Genomic DNA, 21,160 nt, shown 5'->3' with positions numbered 1-21,160 from the left:
CGGAGACAGCAACTGCGTAACCCTAGGCATACAGAGAGTAGCACCGGTTAGGCCGTTCAGAGCAGCACTCGGCAGGGTGGTCCGGGCGGGCGGATGCTGGGGTGAAAGCCGGAAGGAGGAGGTCGTGACGACAGCGCGCGACATCATGCACCCCGGAGTGCGGTGCGTGGACGAGGACGCGAACCTCGTCGAGGCCGCCAGGATGATGCGGGACCTCGACGTCGGCTCCCTGCCGATCTGCGGCAAGGACGACCGGCTGCAAGGGATCATCACCGACCGCGACATCGTGATCAGGGCCGTCGCGGCCGGGCTCGACCTGACGACGACGAAGGCGAGCGAGTTCGGCGGTCACGTCCACTGGGTCGACGCGTCCGACTCGCTGGCGCAGGTGCTGCGGACCATGGAGGACAACCAGATCCGCCGCGTGCCGGTGATCGAGGACCACCGGCTGGTCGGCATGGTGTCCGAGGCGGACCTCGCCCGGCACCTGCCGGAGGACCAGCTGGCGTCGTTCGTCGAACGGGTCTACGCCTGACGCGCGAGGCCGTGTTCGAGGTACCGGGTCTCGCCTGACTCCCTGGCGCGCAAGGCTTCCGCGACGCGCCGCGCGAGCCGCGGAATCAGGCGGAGCCCGGCCTCGGCGGGCGGCACGAACGCGAACGACCTCAGTTCCTCGGCCGGCAACCGGATCTCGGCCGCGTCGATCAGCCCGCCTTCGAACACGAACAGCACGCGGTCCTCGCCGTCGCGCGGCGCCCAGTCGGCCACCAGCAGAAGGCGTCCCGCTTCGTCGAAGAAGAGGGCGCCGGCACCGGAGAGCGCTCTGCTGCTGCGGTCCATCAGAACAAGGTCGCGGGCTCGACCGGCTCCGGCTCTGGCAGCGGGTCGAGGTCGGGCACCAGCGCCCGCACGTCGTCGTGGAACCTCCGCGCCAACGCGGGCGCGTCGTCGTTGTTCGGCGTGTGCAGGAAGAACGTCGGTGAGCGGCCCTCGTTCAGCCAGCCCGCGACGATCTCGGTCCACGGCCGCCAACCCTCGACGGTCTCCTCGTCCGCGTCCCGGCCGAGGTAGCGGACGACCGGACGATCGGTCAGCGCGCGCGTTCGTCGCGGCGTACGAGGTTTCTTGGCCCACGCCTCCGCTTCGCCCTCGCTGGTCGGCGGGCTCTGGAACAGCACTTCGGTGTCGAACGGGATCCACTCGGCGTGCGTGTCGTCGAGCGTTCCTTCGAGCAACGTCTCCGCGCGCGCGTTGGTGAAGAAGTCGAGGTGTCGCACTTCCACGGCACGCCGAAGGCCGACGGGCAGCCTGCGCAGGAATCGGCCGAGGGCGTCGATGTCGAGCGGGCTGAACGACGCGGGCAGCTGGGTCCACAGCACGGCGCGTTCGCCGAGGGGTTCGATCGCGTCCAGGAACGCCCGCATCTCCGTCTCGACACCGGCGAACCGGCGTTCGTGCGTGACGACCTTGGGCAGCTTCACCACGAACCGGAAGTCCGGATCGGTCTGCTGGGCCCACGTCTCGACGGTGGCGCGCGTGGGGGTCGCGTAGAAGGTGGTGTTGCCCTCGACCGCGTTGCACCAACCCGCGTACGCGCGCAGGCGTTCCTTCGCGGGTAACGGCTGTGGCAGGAACCGTCCTGGCCACGCCTTGTGGTTCCACATCGCGCAGCCGACGTGCAGACGTGCCACTCCACCCACTCCCATCGGTCGTGGGTCCAACTTTACGGTTCGCGTGCGAACGATGGTCGTCCCGCCAGGAGTCGAACCTGGGACTCACCGTGTATCAGACGGTTGCTCTCTACCACTGAGCTACGGGACGCAAGTGGAAGACGAGGGTGTCGAACCCTCCGGGGCGATCTTGCAAGGATCACCTGCGCGCCGGCGCGTCCCCCCTTGTTCGGTTGTGCAGTGCCGCGGGCAGGATTCGAACCTGCACTGAACGCGTTCTGAGCGCGTTGCCTCTTCCGTTGGGCTACCGGGGCGAGCGGTCGGAGGGCATCGAACCCTCTGCTTCGGTTTGGAAGACCGACGTGTCCGCCGAGTTCACCACGACCGCATTGTTTTTTTTCGAGCAGCACCGATGGAAGGAGTCGAACCCTCGGGAAACGGGTTTGGAATCCGTTCCGCTTCCAAAGCTCATCGGCATGTGACGCAGGCCAAAAAGAAAACCGCCCAGGTTTCCCGTGGGCGGCTCCGAGGTCATGACCTGGGGATCAGGTCATGGCGTGGAGCCCCACGCCAACGCCAGCAGACCGCCGGCGATGAGGGCGAGAATTCGCCACCCCGCGAGCTGTGCCTTGGCGAGCATGTCTTCCTCCGGTTGATCTTCGGTGTTCGTGATGGGACCAAGGTATGCGACGGCCGAGAGGGCGTGCAACGCATTTAATTCTCTCCCAGGAACTGGGAAACAGCCGTCGAGAGGTTTGCCGAGCGACGGCGCAAAACGAACGGCGCGCACCCGGGAGGGATGCGCGCCGTTCGGGAGAGCGGAGTCAGACCGTGAAGCCGAGTGCCCTCAGCTGCTCGCGGCCGTCGTCGGTGATCTTCTCGGGGCCCCACGGCGGCATCCACACCCAGTTGATGCGGAAGTCCGACACGAGACCGCCGCCCGTGCCCCCGGTGAGGGCGGCGCGGGTCTGGTCCTCGATGACGTCGGTCAGCGGGCAGGCCGCGGACGTGAGCGTCATGTCGATGGTGGCGACGTTCTTGTCGTCGATGTGGATGTCGTAGACGAGTCCGAGGTCCACGACGTTGATGCCGAGCTCGGGGTCCACGACGTCGCGCATCGCTTCTTCCACGTCGTCCAGCGCGGCGACGTCAGCCTTGGGCTCGAAGACCGGCATGCCTTCGGCTCCCCGGACCACTTCTTCGGTGCTCATGCTGCTCCCTGGCTTCGTGCTACTGCGTCTTTGAAGGCCATCCAACCCAGCAGCGCGCACTTCACGCGCGCCGGGTACTTCGACACACCGGCGAAGGCGATGCCGTCTTCCAGGACGTCCTCGTCGGGCTCGATCTGCCCGCGGCTCTGCATCAGCTCGACGAACGCGTCCATCTTCTTGAACGCCTCGCCCACGGGCTTGCCCACGACGAGGTCCGTCAGCACCGACGTCGAGGCCTGGCTGATCGAGCAGCCCTGGCCGTCGTACGACACGTCGGAGACGAGGTCGCCGTCGAGCTTGACCCGCAACGTCACCTCGTCGCCGCAGGTCGGGTTGACCTGGAACGACTCGGCGTCGTACGGGTCGCGCAGGCCGCGGCCGTGCGGGTTCTTGTAGTGGTCCAGGATGATCTCCTGGTACATCTGCTGGAGCTGCATCTCAGGCCACCCCGAAGAACTTCTGCGCCTCGCGGACGCCGTCGACCAGCGCGTCGACCTCGTCGAGCGTGTTGTACAGGTAGAACGTCGCGCGCACCGACGACTGGGCGTTGAGGCAGCGGTGCAGCGGCCACGCGCAGTGGTGGCCGACGCGCACGGCGATGCCCAGGCTGTCGAGCACCTGGCCGGCGTCGTGCGGGTGCACACCCTCGATCTCGAACGGCACGGCGCCGCCGCGGTTCACCGCATCGGACGGACCGATCAGCCGGACGCCCCGCACGGACGACAGGCCTTCCAGCGCCGCCACGGTCAGCGCGTGCTCGTGGGCGTGGATGCGTTCCATGCCCACGACGCTGAGGTAGTCCACCGCGGCACCCAGGCCGACGGCCTGGGACGTCATCGGCGAACCGGCCTCGAAGCGCTGCGGCGGCGGAGCGAACGTCGAGCCCTCCATCTTCACCAGCTCGATCATCGAGCCGCCGGTGATGAAGGGAGGCAACGCCTCCAGCAGCTCACGCCGTCCATAAAGGACACCGATGCCGGACGGGCCGAGCATCTTGTGACCCGAGAACGACGCGAAGTCGACGCCGAGCTTGCGGAAGTCGACCGGACCGTGCGGAACGGACTGGCACGCGTCCAGCACGGTCAGCGCGCCGACCTTCCGCGCGGCCGCGACGAGCACTTCGACCGGGTTGATCACGCCGGTCACGTTCGACTGGTGCGTGAACGCGACGACCTTGGCGCGCGGGGTGATCACGCTGTCCACATCGGACAGGTCGAGCCTGCCGTCCGCGTCGAGCTTGAACCACTTCAGCGTCGCGCCGGTGCGGGCGGCGAGCTGCTGCCACGGAACGAGGTTCGCGTGGTGCTCCATCTCGGTCACGACGATCTCGTCGCCGGGACCCACGACGAAGCGCGCGGCCTCGGGACCCGAGGTCGCGGCGTTGCCCATCGCGTACGCCACGAGGTTGAAGCCCTCGGTGGCGTTCTTGGTGAACACCAGCTCGCCGAAGTCGGCGCCGACGAAGTCCGCGATGCGCTGACGCGCACCCTCGTACGCGTCGGTCGCCTCTTCCGCCAGCTGGTGCGCGCCGCGGTGCACCGCGGCGTTGTGCTCCTGCAAGAACGCCTTCTCGGCGTCCAGAACCTGCGTCGGGCGTTGCGAGGTGGCGCCGGAGTCCAGGTAGACCAGGCGCTTCCCGTCACGAACGGTGCGAGACAGGATCGGGAAGTCCGCCCTCAGAGCGGTTACGTCCAGTGGTGCTGCGGTGGTGGTCACAGCGCCTCCTCTCAACACCTGCAACGTTAGGAAATGGCTGCGGCTTCCTTGGAACCCGTGTACTTCACGTAACCCTCGGACTCGAGCTGGTCGGCGAGCTCGCGGCCGCCCGACTCGACGATCCGGCCGTTCGCGAAGACGTGCACGAAGTCCGGCTGGATGTACTTGAGGATCCGGGTGTAGTGCGTGATCAGCATGACGCCGACCTCACCGGAGGCCTTGTAGCGGTTGACGCCCTCGGACACGACGCGCAGCGCGTCGACGTCCAGGCCGGAGTCGGTCTCGTCGAGGATCGCGACCTTCGGCTGGAGCAGGCCCAGCTGCAGGATCTCGTGGCGCTTCTTCTCACCGCCGGAGAAGCCCTCGTTCACCGAACGCTCGGCGAACGCCGGGTCGATGTCGAGGTCTGCCATGGCACCCTTGACCTCCTTCACCCAGTGGCGGAGGTTCGGGGCCTCGCCGCGCACGGCGGTGGCGGCGGTGCGCAGGAAGTTCGACATCGAGACGCCGGGGACCTCGACCGGGTACTGCATGGCGAGGAACAGGCCCGCGCGGGCGCGCTCGTCGACGGACATCTCGAGGACGTCCTCACCGTCGAGCGTGACGGTGCCCGAGGTGATCGTGTACTTCGGGTGACCGGCGATCGCGTAGGACAGCGTGGACTTGCCGGAGCCGTTGGGGCCCATGATGGCGTGCGTCTCGCCGGCCTTGATCGTCAGGTCGACGCCCTTGAGGATCTCCTTGGGAGCGTCCTCGCTGACGACCGAGACGTGCAGGTCCTTGATCTCAAGGGTGGCCATGACTGCTGAATCTCCTGGTGGTCTAGCTAAGTCAGTTCGTGGTGACGGTGACGTCGACGAAGACGTCGCCGTCCCGGATGTCGACGGCGTAGACGTCGACCGGTTCGCTGGCAGGTGGCGAGGAGGGCTTGCCGGTCTCCAGGTCGAAGCACGACCCGTGCAACCAGCACTCGATCCCCTTGCGGGAGACCTCGCCCTCGCTCAGCGACACCGCGGCGTGCGAGCACAGATCCGCGAGCGCGTGCACCCGCTCGCCCTCGCGCACCAGGACGACGTCCACGTCGTCCACGGTGGCGGCAAAGGGCTTGCGGTCGTCCAATGAGGACAGTGCACACACCTTGATCACGCGCCGACCGCCTCGAGCTCTGCCTCGATAGCGGCCTCGAGGCGCTCGCGCACCTCGGGGACGGCGATCTTCGCGATCAGCTCCTGGAAGAAGCCGCGCACGACGAGACGCCGGGCCTGCTCCTCCGGGATGCCGCGCGCCTGCAGGTAGAACAGCTGCTCGTCGTCGAACCGGCCGGTGGCGCTGGCGTGGCCCGCACCCTCGATCTCGCCGGTCTCGATCTCCAGGTTCGGCACCGAGTCGGCGCGCGCGCCGTCGGTGAGCACCAGGTTGCGGTTGAGCTCGAACGTCTCGGTGCCCTCGGCCGCCACGCGGATCAGCACGTCGCCGATCCACACGGTGTGCGCGCCCTCGCCCTGCAGCGCGCCCTTGTAGACCACGTTGCTGCGGCAGTTGGGCTGCGAGTGGTCGATGAACGGCCGGTGCTCCTGGTGCTGACCCGCGTCCGCGAAGTACAGCCCGAACAGCTCCGCGTCGCCGCCCTTGCCCGCGTACTGCACGACCGGCGTGATGCGGACGGCGTTGCCGCCGAGCGTCACGACCGTGTGCTTGATCGACGCGTCCCGGCCGAGCTTCACGTGGTGCTGCGAGACGTGCACGGCGTCGTCGGCCCAGTCGTGGATCGCGATCACCTGGAGGTGCGCGCCGTCCGCGACGACGAACTCGACGTTCTCGGCGTACGCGCCGGAACCCCGGTAGTCGACGACGACGGTGCCCTCGGCGAACTGCGCGGCCTTGACCAGCAGGTGGCCGTAGGCGACCTGGCCCTCGCCGGCGCCCGTGATCGTCACGGTCGTCGGGTCGGACTTCGCGTCGCCGGGCAGCGTCACGACGGTGGCGTCGGCGAAGGAGCTGTACGCCTGCGCGGCGATGCGGTCACCGGGAACGCCGGCCTTGCCGAGGCGGTCGTCGTCACGACCGACCGTCTCGACGGTGACACCGGCGGCGGCGTTCACCTCGACGGCAGCGGAACCCGTTGCCGCAGCGCCGGAGTGCAGACCGGCAAGACGCTTGAGAGGCGTGAAGCGCCAGATCTCCTCACGGCCGCCCGGGACCTCGAACGCGTCCACGTCGTACGACGTGAAGTGCTCCGCGCGCGAGGCGACCGGGACGACGGCACCGTGGGAGTGAGGTTGAGTCGACAGGGCGGCCATGTCAGCCGACGGCCCCTTCCATCTGCAGTTCGATCAGGCGGTTCAGCTCGAGGGCGTACTCCATGGGCAGCTCGCGCGCGATGGGCTCGACGAACCCGCGCACGATCATGGCCATGGCCTCGTCCTCGTTGAGGCCGCGCGACATCAGGTAGAACAGCTGGTCCTCGGAGACCTTCGAGACCGTGGCCTCGTGGCCCATCGCGACGTCGTCCTCGCGGACGTCGACGTACGGGTAGGTGTCCGAGCGGCTGATGGTGTCGACCAGCAGCGCGTCGCACTTCACCGTGGACTTCGAGTGGTGCGCCCGCTTGTTGACCTGGACCAGGCCGCGGTACGACGTGCGGCCACCGCCGCGCGCCACCGACTTCGACACGATGGTCGAGGAGGTGTGCGGGGCCATGTGGACCATCTTGGCGCCGGCGTCCTGGTGCTGGCCCTCGCCCGCGAACGCGATCGAGAGGACCTCGCCCTTGGCGTGCTCGCCCATGAGGAACACGGCCGGGTACTTCATGGTCACCTTGGAGCCGATGTTGCCGTCGACCCACTCCATGGTCGCGCCCTCTTCGGCCTTGGCGCGCTTGGTGACCAGGTTGTAGACGTTGTTCGACCAGTTCTGGATCGTCGTGTAGCGGCAGCGGCCGCCCTTCTTCACGATGATCTCGACCACGGCCGAGTGCAGCGAGTCCGACGAGTAGATCGGCGCCGTGCAGCCTTCGACGTAGTGCACGTAGGCGTCTTCGTCGACGATGATCAGCGTGCGCTCGAACTGGCCCATGTTCTCGGTGTTGATCCGGAAGTAGGCCTGCAGCGGGATGTCGACGTGGACACCCTTCGGCACGTAGATGAACGAGCCGCCGGACCAGGTCGCGGAGTTCAGCGCGGAGAACTTGTTGTCACCCGCGGGGATGACCGAGCCGAAGTACTCCTTGAAGAGCTCCGGGTAGTCCCGCAGACCCGAGTCGGTGTCGACGAAGATGACACCCTGCTGCTCCAGGTCCTCGCGGATCTGGTGGTAGACGACCTCGGACTCGTACTGCGCGGCGACACCCGCGACGAGGCGCTGCTTCTCAGCCTCGGGGATGCCCAGCCGGTCGTACGTGTTCTTGATGTCCTCGGGCAGGTCCTCCCAGCTGGTGGCCTGCTTCTCGGTGGACCGCACGAAGTACTTGATCGAGTCGAAGTCGATCCCAGAGAGGTCGGCGCCCCAGTTCGGCATCGGCTTGAGGTCGAAGAGCTTCAGCGCCTTCAACCGGTAGTCGAGCATCCACTCGGGCTCGTCCTTCTTCGCCGAGATGTCGCGGACGACATCCTCGCTGAGGCCTCGGCGGGCGCTCGCGCCGGCAGTGTCCGAGTCGGCCCAGCCGAACTCGTAGTTGCCGAGAGACGCGATGGTCTCTTCCTGCGTGAGCGGAGACTGCACCGTGGTGGGCGTGCGCTGCTCGGCAGCGGCAGTCATGCGGGCTCCCCTCCATCATCTGGGATCCGTGAAATGTTCGGGATGTGCGTCGTGCACACGGCGTGGCCGCGGGCGATCGTCGCGAGGCGCTGCACGTGGGTACCGAGGAGGTTCGCGAACGTCTCCGTCTCGGTCTCGCACAGCTGGGGGAACTCGGCTGCGACGTGGGCGACCGGGCAGTGGTGCTGGCACAACTGCTCACCCACCCCGACGTTGCGAGCCGATGAAGCGTAACCCTCCCTGGTCAACGCGGCTGCGAGGGCCTTGGCCCGTTCGGCGGGCGTGGCCTGGGCCACGATCGCCGACCGATGCCGGTCCACCAGCGCGTCGACACGACTCTGCGCGAACGCTTTGACCGCTTCCTCCCCACCCGTCTGGGCGAGGAACCTGAGCGCGGCGACCGCGAGGTCGTCGTAGGCGTGGCCGAACCGGGCACGTCCGGCGTCAGTCAGGAGGAACAGCTTCGCGGGACGACCCCGGCCACGTTGCGTCTGCCTGGGCGCGTCCCTCGTGATCGCCTCGCCGTCCGCGAGCAACGCGTCGATGTGCCGACGCACCGCCGTGGGACTGATGCCCAGCTCCTCCGCGACGGCTGCCGCGGTGACCGGGCCCTGCTCCAGCAGGAGCCTGGCGACAGCACGCCGAGTCTTGCCGTCGTGCGCAGGCACGGCGTCAAGGTGGCTCTCGGCGTTTTTCACAACACCAGTGTTGCGTATTTCGCCGGAGGTCGCAAAGATCGCGGTCACAGGGTGACCTGACTCACGGCTGAGGGCGCCTGCCAGGGCGGTTGAGGATCACTCGTCCGGGGTGGACGGCGGGTTGGGCGAGGCGGGCGGGGGCGGAGGAGCTTGCCGGCGGGACTGCCCGAGGTGAGCCGGGTGAGGTCGCCTGAGGCCGGGCAGGACGGCACGGAGGGCGCACGCGCACGAGTGGTGACGTCCCGGCACGCCCCACCACCCCCGCTGGATACGCTGCCCGCATGCCCACCAACGGCGGAGCCGTGATTCCGGAGAGCGACCTCTTGAACGGTCGAGAGCGTCGTCAACTGGACATCGTGCGTCGCTGGGGCACGATCGGCGCGCTCCTGCTGACCGTCGGGTCGCTCGGCGGTGGCGCCGCGCCCATCTACTCCCCGCTCTACGGCGTCCCGGTCCTGGGCCTGTTCTCCCGGATGCCCAGCGTCGCGATGGGGGTCGTCTGGACCGGCATCTTCATGATCGTGTCCGCCTGGCTGGCGCTGGGCCGGTTCGTCAAGCCGGGCAGACCCAGGCTCATCTCCCGCGGCCAGATGGACCGCACGCTGCTCATGTGGACCGTGCCGCTGGTCTTCTGCGTGCCGATGTTCTCCCGGGACGTCTACTCCTACCTCGCGCAGAGCGAGATCGCCGCGCGAGGGCTGGACCCGTACGAGCTGGGGCCGGCCAACGCGCTCGGTGTCGACCACGTGCTGACTCGCGGTGTGCCGAACATCTGGCGGGAGACGCCGGCGCCGTACGGGCCGTTGTTCCTCGCGTTCGGGCGGTTGACCGCGATGGTGACCGGGGACCACGTCGTGTCCGGCGTGTTCGTGCACCGGCTGCTGGTGCTGGTCGGCCTGGGGATGATCGTGTGGGCGCTGCCTCGGCTCGCCGCGCGGTTCGGGGTGCCGCCGGTCGGGGCGCTGTGGCTGGGGGCGCTCAACCCGTTGGTGTTGTTCCACATCGTCATCGGCGTGCACAACGACGGGCTGGCGCTCGGGCTCATGCTGGTCGGGCTCGAGCTGGCGATGCGCGGGCTGGAACCGCTCAGGTGGTCGTGGATCGCGTTGGGCGCCGGGGTCATCGTGTGCGGCGCGATGGTGAAGATCCCGGCGATGGCGGCGCTCGGGTTCCTCGGGGTGCTGGTGGCGCGGAAGCTGGGCGGCAAGCTCAAGCACCTGGCGGTGGTGGCCGGGGTGATGGCGGTCATCGCCGCGGTCGGGGTCGTGGCGATCTGCCTGGGGACCGGGTTCGGGTTCGGGTGGCTGGAGACGTTGAACGTCGCGTCCACGGTCAAGTCGTGGATGTCGCCGCCCACCGCGCTCGGGTTCCTGGGGGCGGGGACCGGCATCATGCTCGGGCTCGGCAACCACACCGAGGCGATGATCGCGTTGACCCGCATGCTCGGGCAGGCGGTGTCCGTGGTGATCACGGTGGTGTTGTTGTGGAGGAGCTTCAAGGGGCGGATCAAGGCGATGAACGGGCTCGGGGCCGCGCTGGGCGCGATCCTCGTGCTCGGGCCGGTGCTGCAGCCCTGGTACGTGTTGTGGGCGATGTTGCCGCTGGCGACGGCGGTGGTGGGGCCCAAGTTCCGGATGTTCGCGATGGTGGTGTCCGCGATCATCGCGGTGATCCTGCCGCCGACCGGGTCCGCGTTCGACGGGCGCGCGTACACGGTGCCGCAGGCGGTGGCCGGGGCGATCATCACGTTCGCGGTGTGCGTGCTGATCGCGCGCAAGCGGGTCGGGCCGTTCCTCAAGTCCGATCCGGCCGGTGGCGGGCACGTCTGACAGCCCGTTCGGGCCGGTAACCCCGAACCTCCGGCGGACGAGATCCCTGCAGTAGGAAGATCTCTTGCCGGGAGGGGGTGCGGCATGGACGAGAACATGGCGCGCGAAGAGGTCCGGTTCGCGGTCGTGCTCAACGGGGGTGTGAGCCTCGCCGTCTGGATGGGCGGCGTGGTGCTGGAGCTCGACCGGCTGACCAGGCCGGGGTCGGTCTACCAGCCGTTGCTCGACCTGGTCGGGTGCACGGCGAGGGCGGACGTCATCGCGGGCACGTCGGCCGGTGGGATCAACGGGGCCGCGCTGGCGTTGTCGCAGGTCAACAAGAAGGCCGACCTCAGCAGGCTGCGGGACCTGTGGGCCGAGCAGGGGCGGATGGAGCAGCTGCTGCGCACGCCGTTCCGGGGGACGCCGGCGTCGCTGCTCAAGGGCGACGAGTTCTTCTTGCCCCGGCTCCAAGAGGCGCTCGCGCGGCTGACGACCGACTTCGAGCCGACCGAGGCCGACGAACGCCCGATCGACCTGCGGATCACCACCACGCTGCTCGGCGGCGTCCCGACGATCACCTACGACGACCTGGGCCAGCCGCTGACGCAGTCGGTGCACCAGGGCTCGTTCTCGTTCCGCCGCGACCCGTACGCGTGGGTCTCCGAGGACACCCGCGACGACTTCGCGCCCGGCTCGATGAACGACCGCGTGCTGCAGCTCGCGCTGGCCGCCCGCAGCAGCGCCAGCTTCCCGTTCGCGTTCGAACCCAGCTTCATCCCGGTCGGCGGCCAGGCCACGCCGGACCGCCCGGACATGGCGGACGTCGCGAACTGGGCCAACGGCGGCGACCGCAGCCGGTTCGCCGTCGACGGCGGCGTGCTCGTGAACACGCCGACGAAAGAGGCGCTGGAGGCCATCGACCGGATGCCCGCGGACGGGCCGGTGCGGCGGGTGATGCTGCTGGTCTTCCCGCACGCCGAACCGCTCGGCTCCGAGCCCGCGGCCGACGCGGTCGACAGGTCGATGACGACGGTCGCGTCCGGCGGCAAGCTGCTGAGCGCGATGTCCAGCCAGGCCAACCGGACCTACGTCGAGAAGATCGAGGACCACAACCGGCGCGCCGCGAGCAGCAGGGGCGGCCGGATGGCGTTGCTGGACCGCCTGCACGCCAACGGGGACGACGTCGTCGGCGAGGTGTACTCGTTGGCGGACAAGCTCTTCGGCCACTACGAGGACGTCGAGATCCGGCTCGCCGCCCGGCAGGTGACGGCGCAGCAGTTCGCGCTGCCCAAGGGGAACCCGGCGAACTGGTCGTTCGAACGGGCCCGGCGCGCCGCGGAGACCGCGCAGCGCAAGTGGAAGAAGCAGCACGGCGTCCTGCCGTACGTGCCCGGCGTCAGGCTCCCCGACCTCGTGTGCCGCGAGGACACCGGCTGGGAGTGGGGCATCACGATGGCCGAACGGCTCGGCGCGTCGGCCCTGGACCTGCTCAAGCGGCTGGTGTGGGTCGCGCCGGACGGCAAGGCCGAGGAGATCGCCGCTGCCCGCCGCCAGCTGCACCAGGTCCGCGCGGAGCTGCGCCGGCTGCGCACCGAGCTGTTCGACTGGAAGCCGTCCGACTCACTCGGCGACACGTACTGGACCGGGCGCCTCGCGAGCTACCAGGAGCACATGATCGAGGGCCACCTCGGCCTGGAGGTCAGGGCGCAGGTCGCCGAGATCGGCAGGATCGTCGGCGCCGCGCAGGAGGTGATCACCGAACTGGCGGCCGAGCGGCTCAAGCTCGGCGGGCTCGTCTCGTGGAACGCCCTGCTCGGCGCCCCCGAGACCGCCGCGGAGGCCGGACTGTCCGACGGCGAGCGCTGGCTGGCGCGGCTGCTGGCGCTGGAGATCGCGGGCACGTGCCTGTCCGACGACGCCTCGACGGGCCTGGACACGCCGGTCGAGCTCGTCCAGGTGTCGCTGCAGACGCGCAACGCGTTCGCACGGCAGTCGATCACGGCCGACGACAAGGCGGGTGGAGCGTCGCTCTCCCGCTTCTCGGGTTTCCTGAAGCGGTCGTGGCGGGTCAACGACTGGATCTGGGGCCGCCTCGACGGCGCCACGATGCTGTGCCGGGTGCTGTTCGACCCGCGCCGCCTGCGCCGCATGGACACGCTCGGCCGTCCCGCCGGCGACCAGCGCACCGCCGGGGAACGCGCCGCGGCCGTCGTCGACGAGGTCGTGTCGGCGATGTTCGGCCTGGAGCTGCCGATCCAGGTCGCCGAGTGCGCCGAGCTGGCCAAGAAGGAGCTCGCGGACATCTACGAGACCGAGAACGAGCTGTCGCCGTCGTCGATGAAGCTCGCCGAGCTGGCCGCGTGGGGCCTGCACTGGCGGATCATCTGCGAGGAGCTCCCCCGGCTGCGCGCCGCGATCATCGCCGACCGGGGTGACGGCGCCGACAAGCGCTCCCGGGGCGAGCTGTTCCTCGAGGAGCACGCGGACATGCTGACCCGCCTCGAATATCCGGACCAGCACACGGTCACGCTCGGCATGTCGGCGCTGAACGCGTTCGACCGCGCCGGCATCGGCCGCGAGCCGCTCACCCAGGAGGCGGCGTCGGACCAGATGATCCGCACGGCCGCGACCGCCGCCGCCGTGGCCGTCACGGTCGCCGACTCCGAACGCTCGGGGCTCGCCGCCGTCCGCCCGGTGACACGGGTGGTGCGCGGTGCGGCGCTGCTCCCCTACTGGACGATCACCGGCCTCACCCGCGGCGGGAACCTGGCCCAGTTCCTGGGGTTGCTGGGACTCGCGGTCGGCGGGGCGCTGGTCGTGATGGCGTTGTTCGGCATGCTGCCCGACTGGGCCGCCGGTCCGGGCGCGGCCGTCGGCGCGGCGAGCCTGCTGGGCGCGTTCGGGTACGCGGCGCTGCGCAGCGGCACGATGCTGCACGGCCTGGTGCTGCTGTCCCCCGTGATCCCGTTGGTAGCCATAGCGGTCGACCGGCTGCCCGACGACCGTGCGGAGATCACGACCGGCACGATCACCCTGGCGGGGGTCGCGTTCGTCGTGGCGGCGTTGCTGGTGCTGGGCTCGCTGCCCGCGCCGATCCGGACGCCGCTGGCGGTTCTGGCGGACTTCCGGCCGTGGCGGCTGGTCCAGCGCCACTGGAAGCAGGCCGCCGTCGCCGTGGTGGTCGTCGCGGGCGTCTGGGGGATCTGGCGGTTCGAGCTGCACACCAAGCCGTGGCTGGTGATCCCGACGTCCGTCCTGTGTGGAGCGTTCGGCGTCTGGATGGCGTTGTCCGGCGGCAAGTCCCTGCAGCGCTGGCGTCGCGTGGAAGGCGTGTGGGGCACGGAACGCGCCGAGCCGCCCGCTGCCGCGACCGCGGGCTGGGCCGTCGTCTACGGCGTGGTGTACCTGGCCGCCGCCGACGTGCTGCTGATCATCGGCCCGCGCGGCTGGGGCTGGCAGGCGGTGATCGGCACGGCGCTGGCGTTCGGCCTGACGCTGCTGCTGATCACGTCCTGGTACGTGCCGCGGATCGAACGGCGCCGCATCCGCGAGCAGCTCGTGGAGGAGGCGATCCCGGCGATCTACCCGGCCGGTTCGGACGTGGCGGGGCTGCTGCGGGAACGGCTGGAGGGCCACGCGTCGCTCTACCGGTTCATCGTGACCGGCACCGGCGACCACCCGGACGAGCTGAAGCTCACGCAGGCCGGACTGCTTGTCGCGCAACGGATCGAGGCGAAGCTCCGGTAACTTGGCCGGGATGAGGGCTGACGCGACGCGCAACGTCGAGGCGGTGCTGCGCGCGGCGGCCCGCGTCTTCTCGGCGGACCCGCACGCGCGCATCCCGGACGTGGCCGCCGCGGCGGGCGTGGACCGCCGCACCGTGTACCGCCGCTTCGACTCGCGCGAGGAGCTGCTGCTCGCGGTCTACCGCGCCCGGCTGGACCGGCTCGAGACGCTGATCGCGTCGACCCTGGACGACCGGCCGGTGCGCGACGCGCTGCTGGCGTTCGCCGAGGGCGGCGTCCGGCTGAGCCGCGAGTGGCCGGTCGACATCCGCGCGGTCGCCGATGCCGAGGTGCAACGGCGACGGGTCGAGCTGGACGACCGGATGTCCGCGTTCCTGGTGCGGGCGGAGGAGGCCGGGTTGATCTCCGCGGGCCTGCCTGCCGGGTGGGCGTTGCGGACGTTGCAGACCCAGCTGCACACGGCCGCGCAGGAGATGCCTTCGCTGGACGCTCCCGCGGCTGCTGCGCTCGTGGTGTCGACGTTCCTGCACGGCGTCGGCTGAGGTGTGACCCAGGCCATGCCCTGGTTCGGGCATTTCTCGGGCGCTTCCGGCGTCATAAGTGTCATAGAAAGTGACACTTATGGAGGTTCTGATGGCTCAGACGTGGCTCGTCACCGGTGCGTCGCGGGGGTTCGGCCGTGAGCTGGTGCTCGCCGCCGCCGAGTCCGGTGCCCAGGTCGTGGCGACGGCCCGGCGGGTTGAGCAGCTCGCTGACCTGGTTGAACGTTTCCCGGACCGGGTGCGCGCGGTGGCCCTGGACGTGACCGATGCCGCTGCGGCCGCGCACGCGGTCTCGGAGGCGGTGCGCGCGTTCGGCTCGCTGGACGTGGTGGTCAACAACGCCGGGTACGCCAACAGCGCGCCGTTCGAGGAGATGGACCCCGCCGACTTCCGCGCCCAGGTGGAGGCGAACCTGTTCGGCGTGGTGAACGTGACGCGGGCGGCGCTGCCGGTGTTGCGGCAGCAGCGTTCCGGGACGTTCGTGCAGTTCTCTTCGGTGGGTGGCCGCGCGGGTGGCACGCCCGGGATGGGCGCGTACCAGACGGCGAAGTTCGCGGTGGAGGGCTTCTCCGAGGTGCTGGCGAACGAGGTGGCGCCGTTCGGCGTGCGGGTGGTGATCGTGGAGCCGGGCGCGTTCCGCACGGACTGGCAGGGCTCGTCGATGGTCCGGCACGCGGTCGGGGCCGACTACGAGGAGACGGTGGGGGCGATCAACCGGTTCCGGGACGAGACGGACGGGGTGCAGCCAGGAGATCCGGCGCGGGGCGCGCGGGTGGTGGTGGACGTGGTGGGGTCGGAGGCTCCGCCGCGCCGGCTGGTGCTGGGGGCCGCGGCGGTGGAGACGGTGCTGGCGGCGGAGGGTCGGCGCAGTGCCGAGACGCGGGAGTGGGCGGAGGTCAGCGCTTCGGCGGACTTTCCGGCCGAGGAGGTCTGAGGGCGCGGGTCGCACGCACCAACGGCTCGGGTCGCCCTGTACAGGCCGCGCGCTAGTGGACCGTTCACGCCGCTCGGTTGCGCGCCAATGGACCGTTTACGCCACCTCAGCCGCACCAATGGACCGTTCACACCGCTCGGCCACGCCAACGGTCCACTCGCACCGTCCGGCCACACAACGGACCGTTCACGCCACCCCGGCCGCACCAACGGACCGCTCGCGCCACACAGCCACACCAACGGTCCACTCGCACCGCTCGGTTGCGCGCCAACGGACCGTTCACGCCACCTCAGCCGCACCAACGGACCGTTCACGCCACCCCGGCCGCACCAGCGGACCGTCCACGCCGCACGGTCGCACCAATGGACCGTTCACGCAGCCCCGGCCGCACGCCAACGGCCCGACCGTGTGAACGTGGCCGGGCCGTGGCTCTTTCTCCCCCTACTTCCCCCTCAACCCCTTCAACCCCCGCAATCCCCCCGCGCTCCCCCGATCCCGCGCTCCCCCCCGATCCCGCGCTCCCCCCGATCCCGCGCTCTCCCCGCTCCCCGCTCTCCCCCGGCTCGCTCGGATCTACCCGGACTCGCACGGCTCCCCGGACTCGCTCGGATCCCCCGGACCCGCTAGACCCCTTCGCCCCCGAACGCCCGCGTCAGGCCGCCAGCGCGATGACCGGCACCGTCTGGCCCATCGCCCGCGCGTACAGCGCCTCGAAGCGTTCCAGCGTCGTCCCCAGCGCGTGGTGCGAGATGATCTCGCTGCTGGCCGCGCCCATCCTCGTGCGCATCGGCTCGTCGTGCACCAGCGTGTGCAGGCGCTGGGCCAGCTGGTTCACGTCGCCCGGCTCGAACAGCCAGCCGTTGCGGCCGGGGTGCACGAGGTGCGGGAGCGCCATGGCGTTGGCGGCGATGACCGGCTTGCCCGCGGCCATGGCCTCCATGGTGGCGAGGCTCTGCAGTTCGGCCACGCCGGGCATGACGAACAGGTCGCAGCGGGCGTAGGCGTCGAGGAGCTCGTCCTCGGACACGAAGCCGTGGAACCGCACGCGGTCGGTGATGCCGAGGTCGCGGGCCAGCAGCTCCCACTCGGCCTTGCAGGTGCCGTCGCCGACGATCTCGCCGAACGCTCCTGGCACGCGGGCCAGGGCGCGCAGGAACTCGTCTACGCGCTTCTCCTCGTCCAGGCGGCCCACGAACAGTGCGGTCGGGCGGTCGTTGTGCGTGACCGCGCGCTGGTACTGGGCGACGTCGATGCCGCAGGAGACGGGGACGGCCGGGGTCGGGAAGCCGCTGTCGTGCAGCAGCTGCACGGCGCGCGGGGTCGGGGCGGTCACGACGTCGGCGCGGCCGAAGACGCGGGCCAGGTCGCGGTAGGCGAACTTGCGGGCCCAGCCCTGCAGGAACGACGGCACGTGGGCGTGGCTGAACAGGTTCTCCGGCATGAAGTGGTTCGTCGCCAGCGTCGGGATGCCCTGAGCCACGGCGGCGTTCAGCACGAACCGGCCGACCACGAAGTGCGCCTGGACGTGCACGACGTCCGGCTTCAGAGCCGCGATCAACGACGACGCCTCGCGGGACGCCTGCCACGGCAGGCAGAAGCGGAAGTCCGGGTAGAACGGCAGGCGGTGCGATCGGAGCCGGTGCACTGTCACACCTGGGATGTCGGTGGCTCGGGGCGAGTCCGGGGCGATGACGTGCACGTCGTGGCCCCGCGAGGCGAGACCGACCGCCAGGCGCTGCGCGAAGCGCGCGGCACCGTTGACGTCCGGCGGGAACGTGTCGGCGGCGATGACGACGCGCAGCGCGCTGGAGGTGTTCACGGGGAGCTCCGTTCGGAAGTTTTCACGAGGTTGACGAGCGAGTGCGAACACGCCGCAAACGGCGGCGAGAGCGCAGGCGAACAGCGCGACACCGGTCAAAGGAGACAAATGCGCCGCTTCGCCGAGCAGGAACGCGCCGAGGCCCACGGCGACCAGCGGGTCCACCACGGTCAGGCAGGCGACGGCCAGGTGCGGGGGCCCGCCGGCGTAGGAGTGCTGGACGAGCCAGCCGCCCACGGCGAGCGACAGGGCGATGCCGAGCACGGACGCCAGGTGTGACAGCCCGAACCCGCCTTGCTGCACGGACTGCGACACGGCACGCATCAGCACTGACACGTAGCCGTATGCGACGCCACCGGCCGATGCGAACGCCACGGCACGAATGCGTGCGTTGGTCGTAAGGGCCGCGACCACTCCCGGCACCGCGATCAGGCCGAGGGTCACCAGTCCTGCCGTGAGTTCGACATCAGGTGCAACGCGAGTGGGGGTCGCACTGCCCGATGCGAACCACACGAACGCACCCACGCCCACGGTCGTGAGCAGGATCGCCGGCAGTTCGCGGAAACGGCGGTCCATCAACGCGGTCATGCCGATCGCGAGCACACCGATCGGTTGCACGACGGTCAACGGCGCCATGCCCAGCGCGGCGGCGTGCACCCCGGCGCCGGCGACGAGCAGCGCGAGACCGCCCAGCCAGCGGGGTTGGCGCAGAACGCTCACGCGGGCCCCGTTCAGGGCGACCGCGTCGTGCTGCAGGCGGGCCGCGAGCGCGAAGCACACGGCGCCGAGCACGGCGAGCGTGATGGCGAGCAGGGTCATGACGGACGCCTCACCTGTAGGGCCGCGATGGCGAAAAGCAGGACGTAAAGAGATGCGAACAAAACGCGTTCCGTAAGTCCGCGCGCTTCGAAACCGCTGAAGGAAACGTGACTCACGAGAAACGCCGCACTGGAGATGGTGGCCGTTGTTGCGATACCGAGCAGGGCCGGAAACTGACGGGCGATGAGCACGCCCGCGGCCGGCAGGGCCACGAACATCACCGCTCCGGCGTACCGGTGGATGTAGCCCGACATCGAGGTCGGTGCTCCCGTCGGATCGGTCGGGAAGATCGTCGCCACGGTCAGCCCCGCCGACCAGATGCCGATCAACCACTGCGCTGACCTGCCTACACCTCGCAGGTTGACGGCGAGCAACGCCGAGACGGCCGCGAGACTAAGAGAAGTCGCCGCGAGCCACCCGGTGCCGTTGTCGACGAACACGTAGTCGCTGATCACGTCCGAGATCGGGTTGAGCTGGCCTGCCGACATGACATGCAGGTAAAGAATCGGAACCAGTGAGAACACCAGTCCCCCGACCACCAGGCCTCGCCTTTTCGCCCCCGCTTCGACCACGAGAAAAGTCTCTTTCGATCGGAGTGATCAACCAATGGGGAACTCCCCCGACGTGACCCTGAGGTGTCCCTGAGGTGCCGGGGTAGGGCTAGCCCCACCTTTTTCAGCACTGCTTCAGGAATGGGCCGAATGACCCAGCTGAGTGGCGACCGCCCCGACCGCCTAGGCTGCGTGCCTGTGAGCCCGAATCCCCAGCCTGCGGTGGAAGTGTCGGGGCTGGTCAAGAGATACGGCTCGAAGACCGCCGTCGACGGCCTCGACCTCGTTCAGCAGCCCGGCACCGTTCTCGCCCTGCTCGGGCCCAACGGCGCGGGCAAGACGACGACGGTCGAGATCTGCGAGGGCTTCCGCAACGCCGACGACGGCCAGGTGCGCGTGCTCGGCCTCGCGCCCGGCTCCGAGGCACTGCGCCCGCGCATCGGCGTGATGCCCCAGGGCGGTGGCGGTTATCCCGGCATCCGCGCCGAGGAGATGCTGAACCTCGTCGCCGCGTGCGCCGCGCACCCGCTCGACCCCAAGTGGCTGATCGAGGTCCTCGGTCTCGGCGGTGCCGCGCGCACCCCGTACAAGAGGCTGTCGGGCGGCCAGCAGCAACGGCTTTCGCTCGCGTGCGCGTTGATCGGACGCCCCGAGCTCGTGTTCCTCGACGAACCCACGGCGGGCATGGACCCGCAGGCGCGCCGGCTGGTGTGGGACCTGGTGGCGGCGCTGAAGGACGACGGCGTGGCCGTGCTCCTCACCACGCACCTCATGGACGAGGCCGAGGCGCTCGCCGACGACGTCGTGATCATCGACGAGGGCCGCGTGGTCGCCCAGGGCACGCCCGCCGAGCTGACCGCGAACCGGCCGGACGACCAGCAGCTGCGGTTCCGCGCGCGGCCCGGCCTCGACCTGACGTTGCTGTCCGCCGCACTGCCCGAGGGGCTGAAGGTGCGCGAGGCGACGAAGGGCGCGTACGTCGTGGAGGGCCTGATCGACCCGCAGGTCGTCTCGACCGTCACGTCGTGGTGCGCGCAGCAGGGCGTGCTGGCCGAGGAGCTGACGGTGGCCAAGCGCAGCCTCGAAGACGTTTTCCTGGAGCTGACCGGCAGGGAGCTGCGTTCGTGACCACCTTCGCTCCCGGCACGTTCAAGCCCGCGCCCGGCCGCGGTTCGTTGCCGCGCATGCTCTTCACGCACGCGCGCACCGAGGCGACGCTGACGTTGCGCAACGGCGAGCAGATCCTGCTGACCGTGATCATCCCGCTGGCGTTGCTGATCGCGCTCAGCTTGATGTCGGTGATCCCGATGCCGGAACCGCGGGTCGGATCGGCGACGGCCCGGATCTTCGCGCTGGCGATCATTTCGTCAGCGTTCACGGGCCAGGCCATCGCTCTCGGGTTCGACCGGCGTTATGGCGTGCTGAAGCGGCTTTCCGCGTCGGCGCTGCCCCGCTGGCTGCTCGTGGCCGGACGGGTCTGCGGCGCACTGGTCGTGGTCGCGATCCAGATCGTGCTGCTGGCGGTCACGGCGTTGGTGCTGGGCTGGCGGTTCCCGCTGGCCGGGCTGCCGTGGGTGGTGCTGCTGATCGTGTTGGGCACGTTGACGTTCGGTGCGTTGGGCGTGCTGCTGGGTGGGGCGTTGCGCGCGGAGATCGTGCTGGCGCTGGCGAACATCATCTGGTTCGTGCTGCTGATGGTCGGCGGTGTGGCGTTGAGCGTGCCCGTGTCGTTCGTGCACCTGCTGCCGTCCGCCGCGCTGGCTCAAGCGCTGGAAACCTCTGTGGTGCACGGCACGGCGCCCGGTGTGGGCCCCGTCGCAGTCCTCGTGGCCTGGGGCGTTGTGGCGGGCGCGTTGGCCACCCGGACGACGAAGCTGACATAACGGC

19 protein-coding genes and 3 tRNA genes are annotated in these 21,160 nt (G+C 69.8%); 7 read left to right on the top strand and 15 right to left on the bottom strand.

Translation table 11 applies throughout. From position 1 onward, the window contains the following. The first annotated feature begins 124 nt into the window (after positions 1-124). Entirely contained in the window at positions 125-535 is a 411-nt protein-coding gene (locus tag ACQEU1_RS41500) for a CBS domain-containing protein (RefSeq protein ID WP_433215097.1), read from the top strand. On the opposite strand, the gene ACQEU1_RS41495 is transcribed toward ACQEU1_RS41500, so the two are convergent. The 13 genes from ACQEU1_RS41495 to ACQEU1_RS41435 form a co-directional block, all read right to left on the bottom strand. After that, entirely contained in the window at positions 526-840 is a 315-nt protein-coding gene (locus ACQEU1_RS41495; RefSeq protein ID WP_433215094.1) for a hypothetical protein, read from the bottom strand. The genes ACQEU1_RS41500 and ACQEU1_RS41495 overlap by 10 nt on opposite strands. Then, positions 840-1,664 carry a DUF72 domain-containing protein gene (locus ACQEU1_RS41490; protein ID WP_433217055.1) on the bottom strand — a complete coding sequence of 275 codons (825 nt, stop codon included), beginning with the start codon at positions 1,662-1,664 and terminating at the stop codon, positions 840-842. Before ACQEU1_RS41490 ends, ACQEU1_RS41495 begins: the two co-directional genes overlap by 1 nt. Before the next feature lie 80 nt (positions 1,665-1,744). Next, positions 1,745-1,821: transfer RNA gene (locus ACQEU1_RS41485), tRNA-Ile, on the bottom strand. Between the two features lie 90 nt (positions 1,822-1,911). Further along, positions 1,912-1,984 (bottom strand) — tRNA-Leu (locus ACQEU1_RS41480). A 1-nt stretch (position 1,985) separates the two neighbouring features. Beyond that, a tRNA-Gly gene (locus ACQEU1_RS41475) sits at positions 1,986-2,058 on the bottom strand. A 436-nt stretch (positions 2,059-2,494) separates the two neighbouring features. Beyond that, the gene (locus tag ACQEU1_RS41470) at positions 2,495-2,881 is read right to left on the bottom strand and encodes a metal-sulfur cluster assembly factor (RefSeq protein WP_089912772.1); all 387 of its coding nucleotides are present in this window, start codon (positions 2,879-2,881) and stop codon (positions 2,495-2,497) included. After that, the gene (gene sufU, locus ACQEU1_RS41465; protein WP_433215091.1) at positions 2,878-3,318 is read right to left on the bottom strand and encodes a Fe-S cluster assembly sulfur transfer protein SufU; all 441 of its coding nucleotides are present in this window, start codon (positions 3,316-3,318) and stop codon (positions 2,878-2,880) included. Before sufU ends, ACQEU1_RS41470 begins: the two co-directional genes overlap by 4 nt. 1 nt (position 3,319) lies before the next feature. Next, positions 3,320-4,597 carry a cysteine desulfurase gene (locus ACQEU1_RS41460; protein WP_433215088.1) on the bottom strand — a complete coding sequence of 426 codons (1,278 nt, stop codon included), beginning with the start codon at positions 4,595-4,597 and terminating at the stop codon, positions 3,320-3,322. 26 nt (positions 4,598-4,623) lie between these two features. After that, positions 4,624-5,397 (bottom strand): Fe-S cluster assembly ATPase SufC, encoded by a 774-nt coding sequence (gene sufC / locus ACQEU1_RS41455; RefSeq protein ID WP_433215085.1) that lies wholly within the window; start codon positions 5,395-5,397, stop codon positions 4,624-4,626. A gap of 31 nt (positions 5,398-5,428) precedes the next feature. Next, positions 5,429-5,743, bottom strand: a complete 315-nt coding sequence (locus ACQEU1_RS41450) for a non-heme iron oxygenase ferredoxin subunit (protein WP_382437014.1) — start codon at positions 5,741-5,743, stop codon at positions 5,429-5,431. Beyond that, the gene (gene sufD, locus ACQEU1_RS41445) at positions 5,740-6,897 is read right to left on the bottom strand and encodes a Fe-S cluster assembly protein SufD (RefSeq protein WP_433215081.1); all 1,158 of its coding nucleotides are present in this window, start codon (positions 6,895-6,897) and stop codon (positions 5,740-5,742) included. Before sufD ends, ACQEU1_RS41450 begins: the two co-directional genes overlap by 4 nt. A gap of 1 nt (position 6,898) precedes the next feature. Continuing rightward, positions 6,899-8,353 (bottom strand): Fe-S cluster assembly protein SufB, encoded by a 1,455-nt coding sequence (gene sufB, locus ACQEU1_RS41440; protein ID WP_433215078.1) that lies wholly within the window; start codon positions 8,351-8,353, stop codon positions 6,899-6,901. Continuing rightward, on the bottom strand, positions 8,350-9,021 hold the full coding sequence (locus ACQEU1_RS41435; protein ID WP_433215075.1) for a helix-turn-helix transcriptional regulator: 672 nt from the start codon (positions 9,019-9,021) through the stop codon (positions 8,350-8,352). Before ACQEU1_RS41435 ends, sufB begins: the two co-directional genes overlap by 4 nt. Positions 9,022-9,332: 311 nt before the next feature. Between ACQEU1_RS41435 and mptB the strand changes: the two genes are divergently transcribed. The 4 genes from mptB (at position 9,333) to ACQEU1_RS41415 (ending at position 16,084) form a co-directional block, all read left to right on the top strand. Then, positions 9,333-10,880 (top strand): polyprenol phosphomannose-dependent alpha 1,6 mannosyltransferase MptB, encoded by a 1,548-nt coding sequence (gene mptB, locus ACQEU1_RS41430; RefSeq protein ID WP_433215072.1) that lies wholly within the window; start codon positions 9,333-9,335, stop codon positions 10,878-10,880. An 84-nt stretch (positions 10,881-10,964) separates the two neighbouring features. Continuing rightward, on the top strand, positions 10,965-14,609 hold the full coding sequence (locus tag ACQEU1_RS41425) for a patatin-like protein (protein WP_433215069.1): 3,645 nt from the start codon (positions 10,965-10,967) through the stop codon (positions 14,607-14,609). Positions 14,610-14,619: 10 nt separating this feature from the next. Beyond that, positions 14,620-15,150 carry a TetR/AcrR family transcriptional regulator gene (locus tag ACQEU1_RS41420; protein ID WP_433215066.1) on the top strand — a complete coding sequence of 177 codons (531 nt, stop codon included), beginning with the start codon at positions 14,620-14,622 and terminating at the stop codon, positions 15,148-15,150. A 91-nt stretch (positions 15,151-15,241) separates the two neighbouring features. Further along, positions 15,242-16,084, top strand: coding sequence for an oxidoreductase (locus ACQEU1_RS41415; RefSeq protein WP_433215063.1), 843 nt, complete (start codon positions 15,242-15,244; stop codon positions 16,082-16,084). A 652-nt stretch (positions 16,085-16,736) separates the two neighbouring features. On the opposite strand, the gene ACQEU1_RS41410 is transcribed toward ACQEU1_RS41415, so the two are convergent. Both ACQEU1_RS41410 and ACQEU1_RS41405 read right to left on the bottom strand, forming a co-directional pair. Beyond that, entirely contained in the window at positions 16,737-18,722 is a 1,986-nt protein-coding gene (locus ACQEU1_RS41410; protein WP_433215060.1) for a glycosyltransferase, read from the bottom strand. Further along, positions 18,719-19,294 carry a DUF998 domain-containing protein gene (locus ACQEU1_RS41405; protein ID WP_433215057.1) on the bottom strand — a complete coding sequence of 192 codons (576 nt, stop codon included), beginning with the start codon at positions 19,292-19,294 and terminating at the stop codon, positions 18,719-18,721. Before ACQEU1_RS41405 ends, ACQEU1_RS41410 begins: the two co-directional genes overlap by 4 nt. 201 nt (positions 19,295-19,495) lie before the next feature. Here ACQEU1_RS41405 and ACQEU1_RS41400 point away from each other — a divergent pair, with 201 nt between their 5' ends. Continuing rightward, complete coding sequence (locus ACQEU1_RS41400; protein ID WP_433217052.1) at positions 19,496-20,401, top strand: ABC transporter ATP-binding protein; 906 nt, start codon at positions 19,496-19,498, stop codon at positions 20,399-20,401. Then, positions 20,398-21,156 carry an ABC transporter permease gene (locus tag ACQEU1_RS41395; protein ID WP_433215054.1) on the top strand — a complete coding sequence of 253 codons (759 nt, stop codon included), beginning with the start codon at positions 20,398-20,400 and terminating at the stop codon, positions 21,154-21,156. The genes ACQEU1_RS41400 and ACQEU1_RS41395 overlap by 4 nt, the downstream gene beginning before the upstream one ends. Positions 21,157-21,160: the final 4 nt, after the last annotated feature.

This window comes from Lentzea sp. CA-135723 (assembly GCF_050936595.1).
Lineage (GTDB): Bacteria > Actinomycetota > Actinomycetes > Mycobacteriales > Pseudonocardiaceae > Lentzea.
Note: the sequence above shows the minus strand (reverse complement) of the source record. Positions and strands in the feature narration are given on the sequence as shown.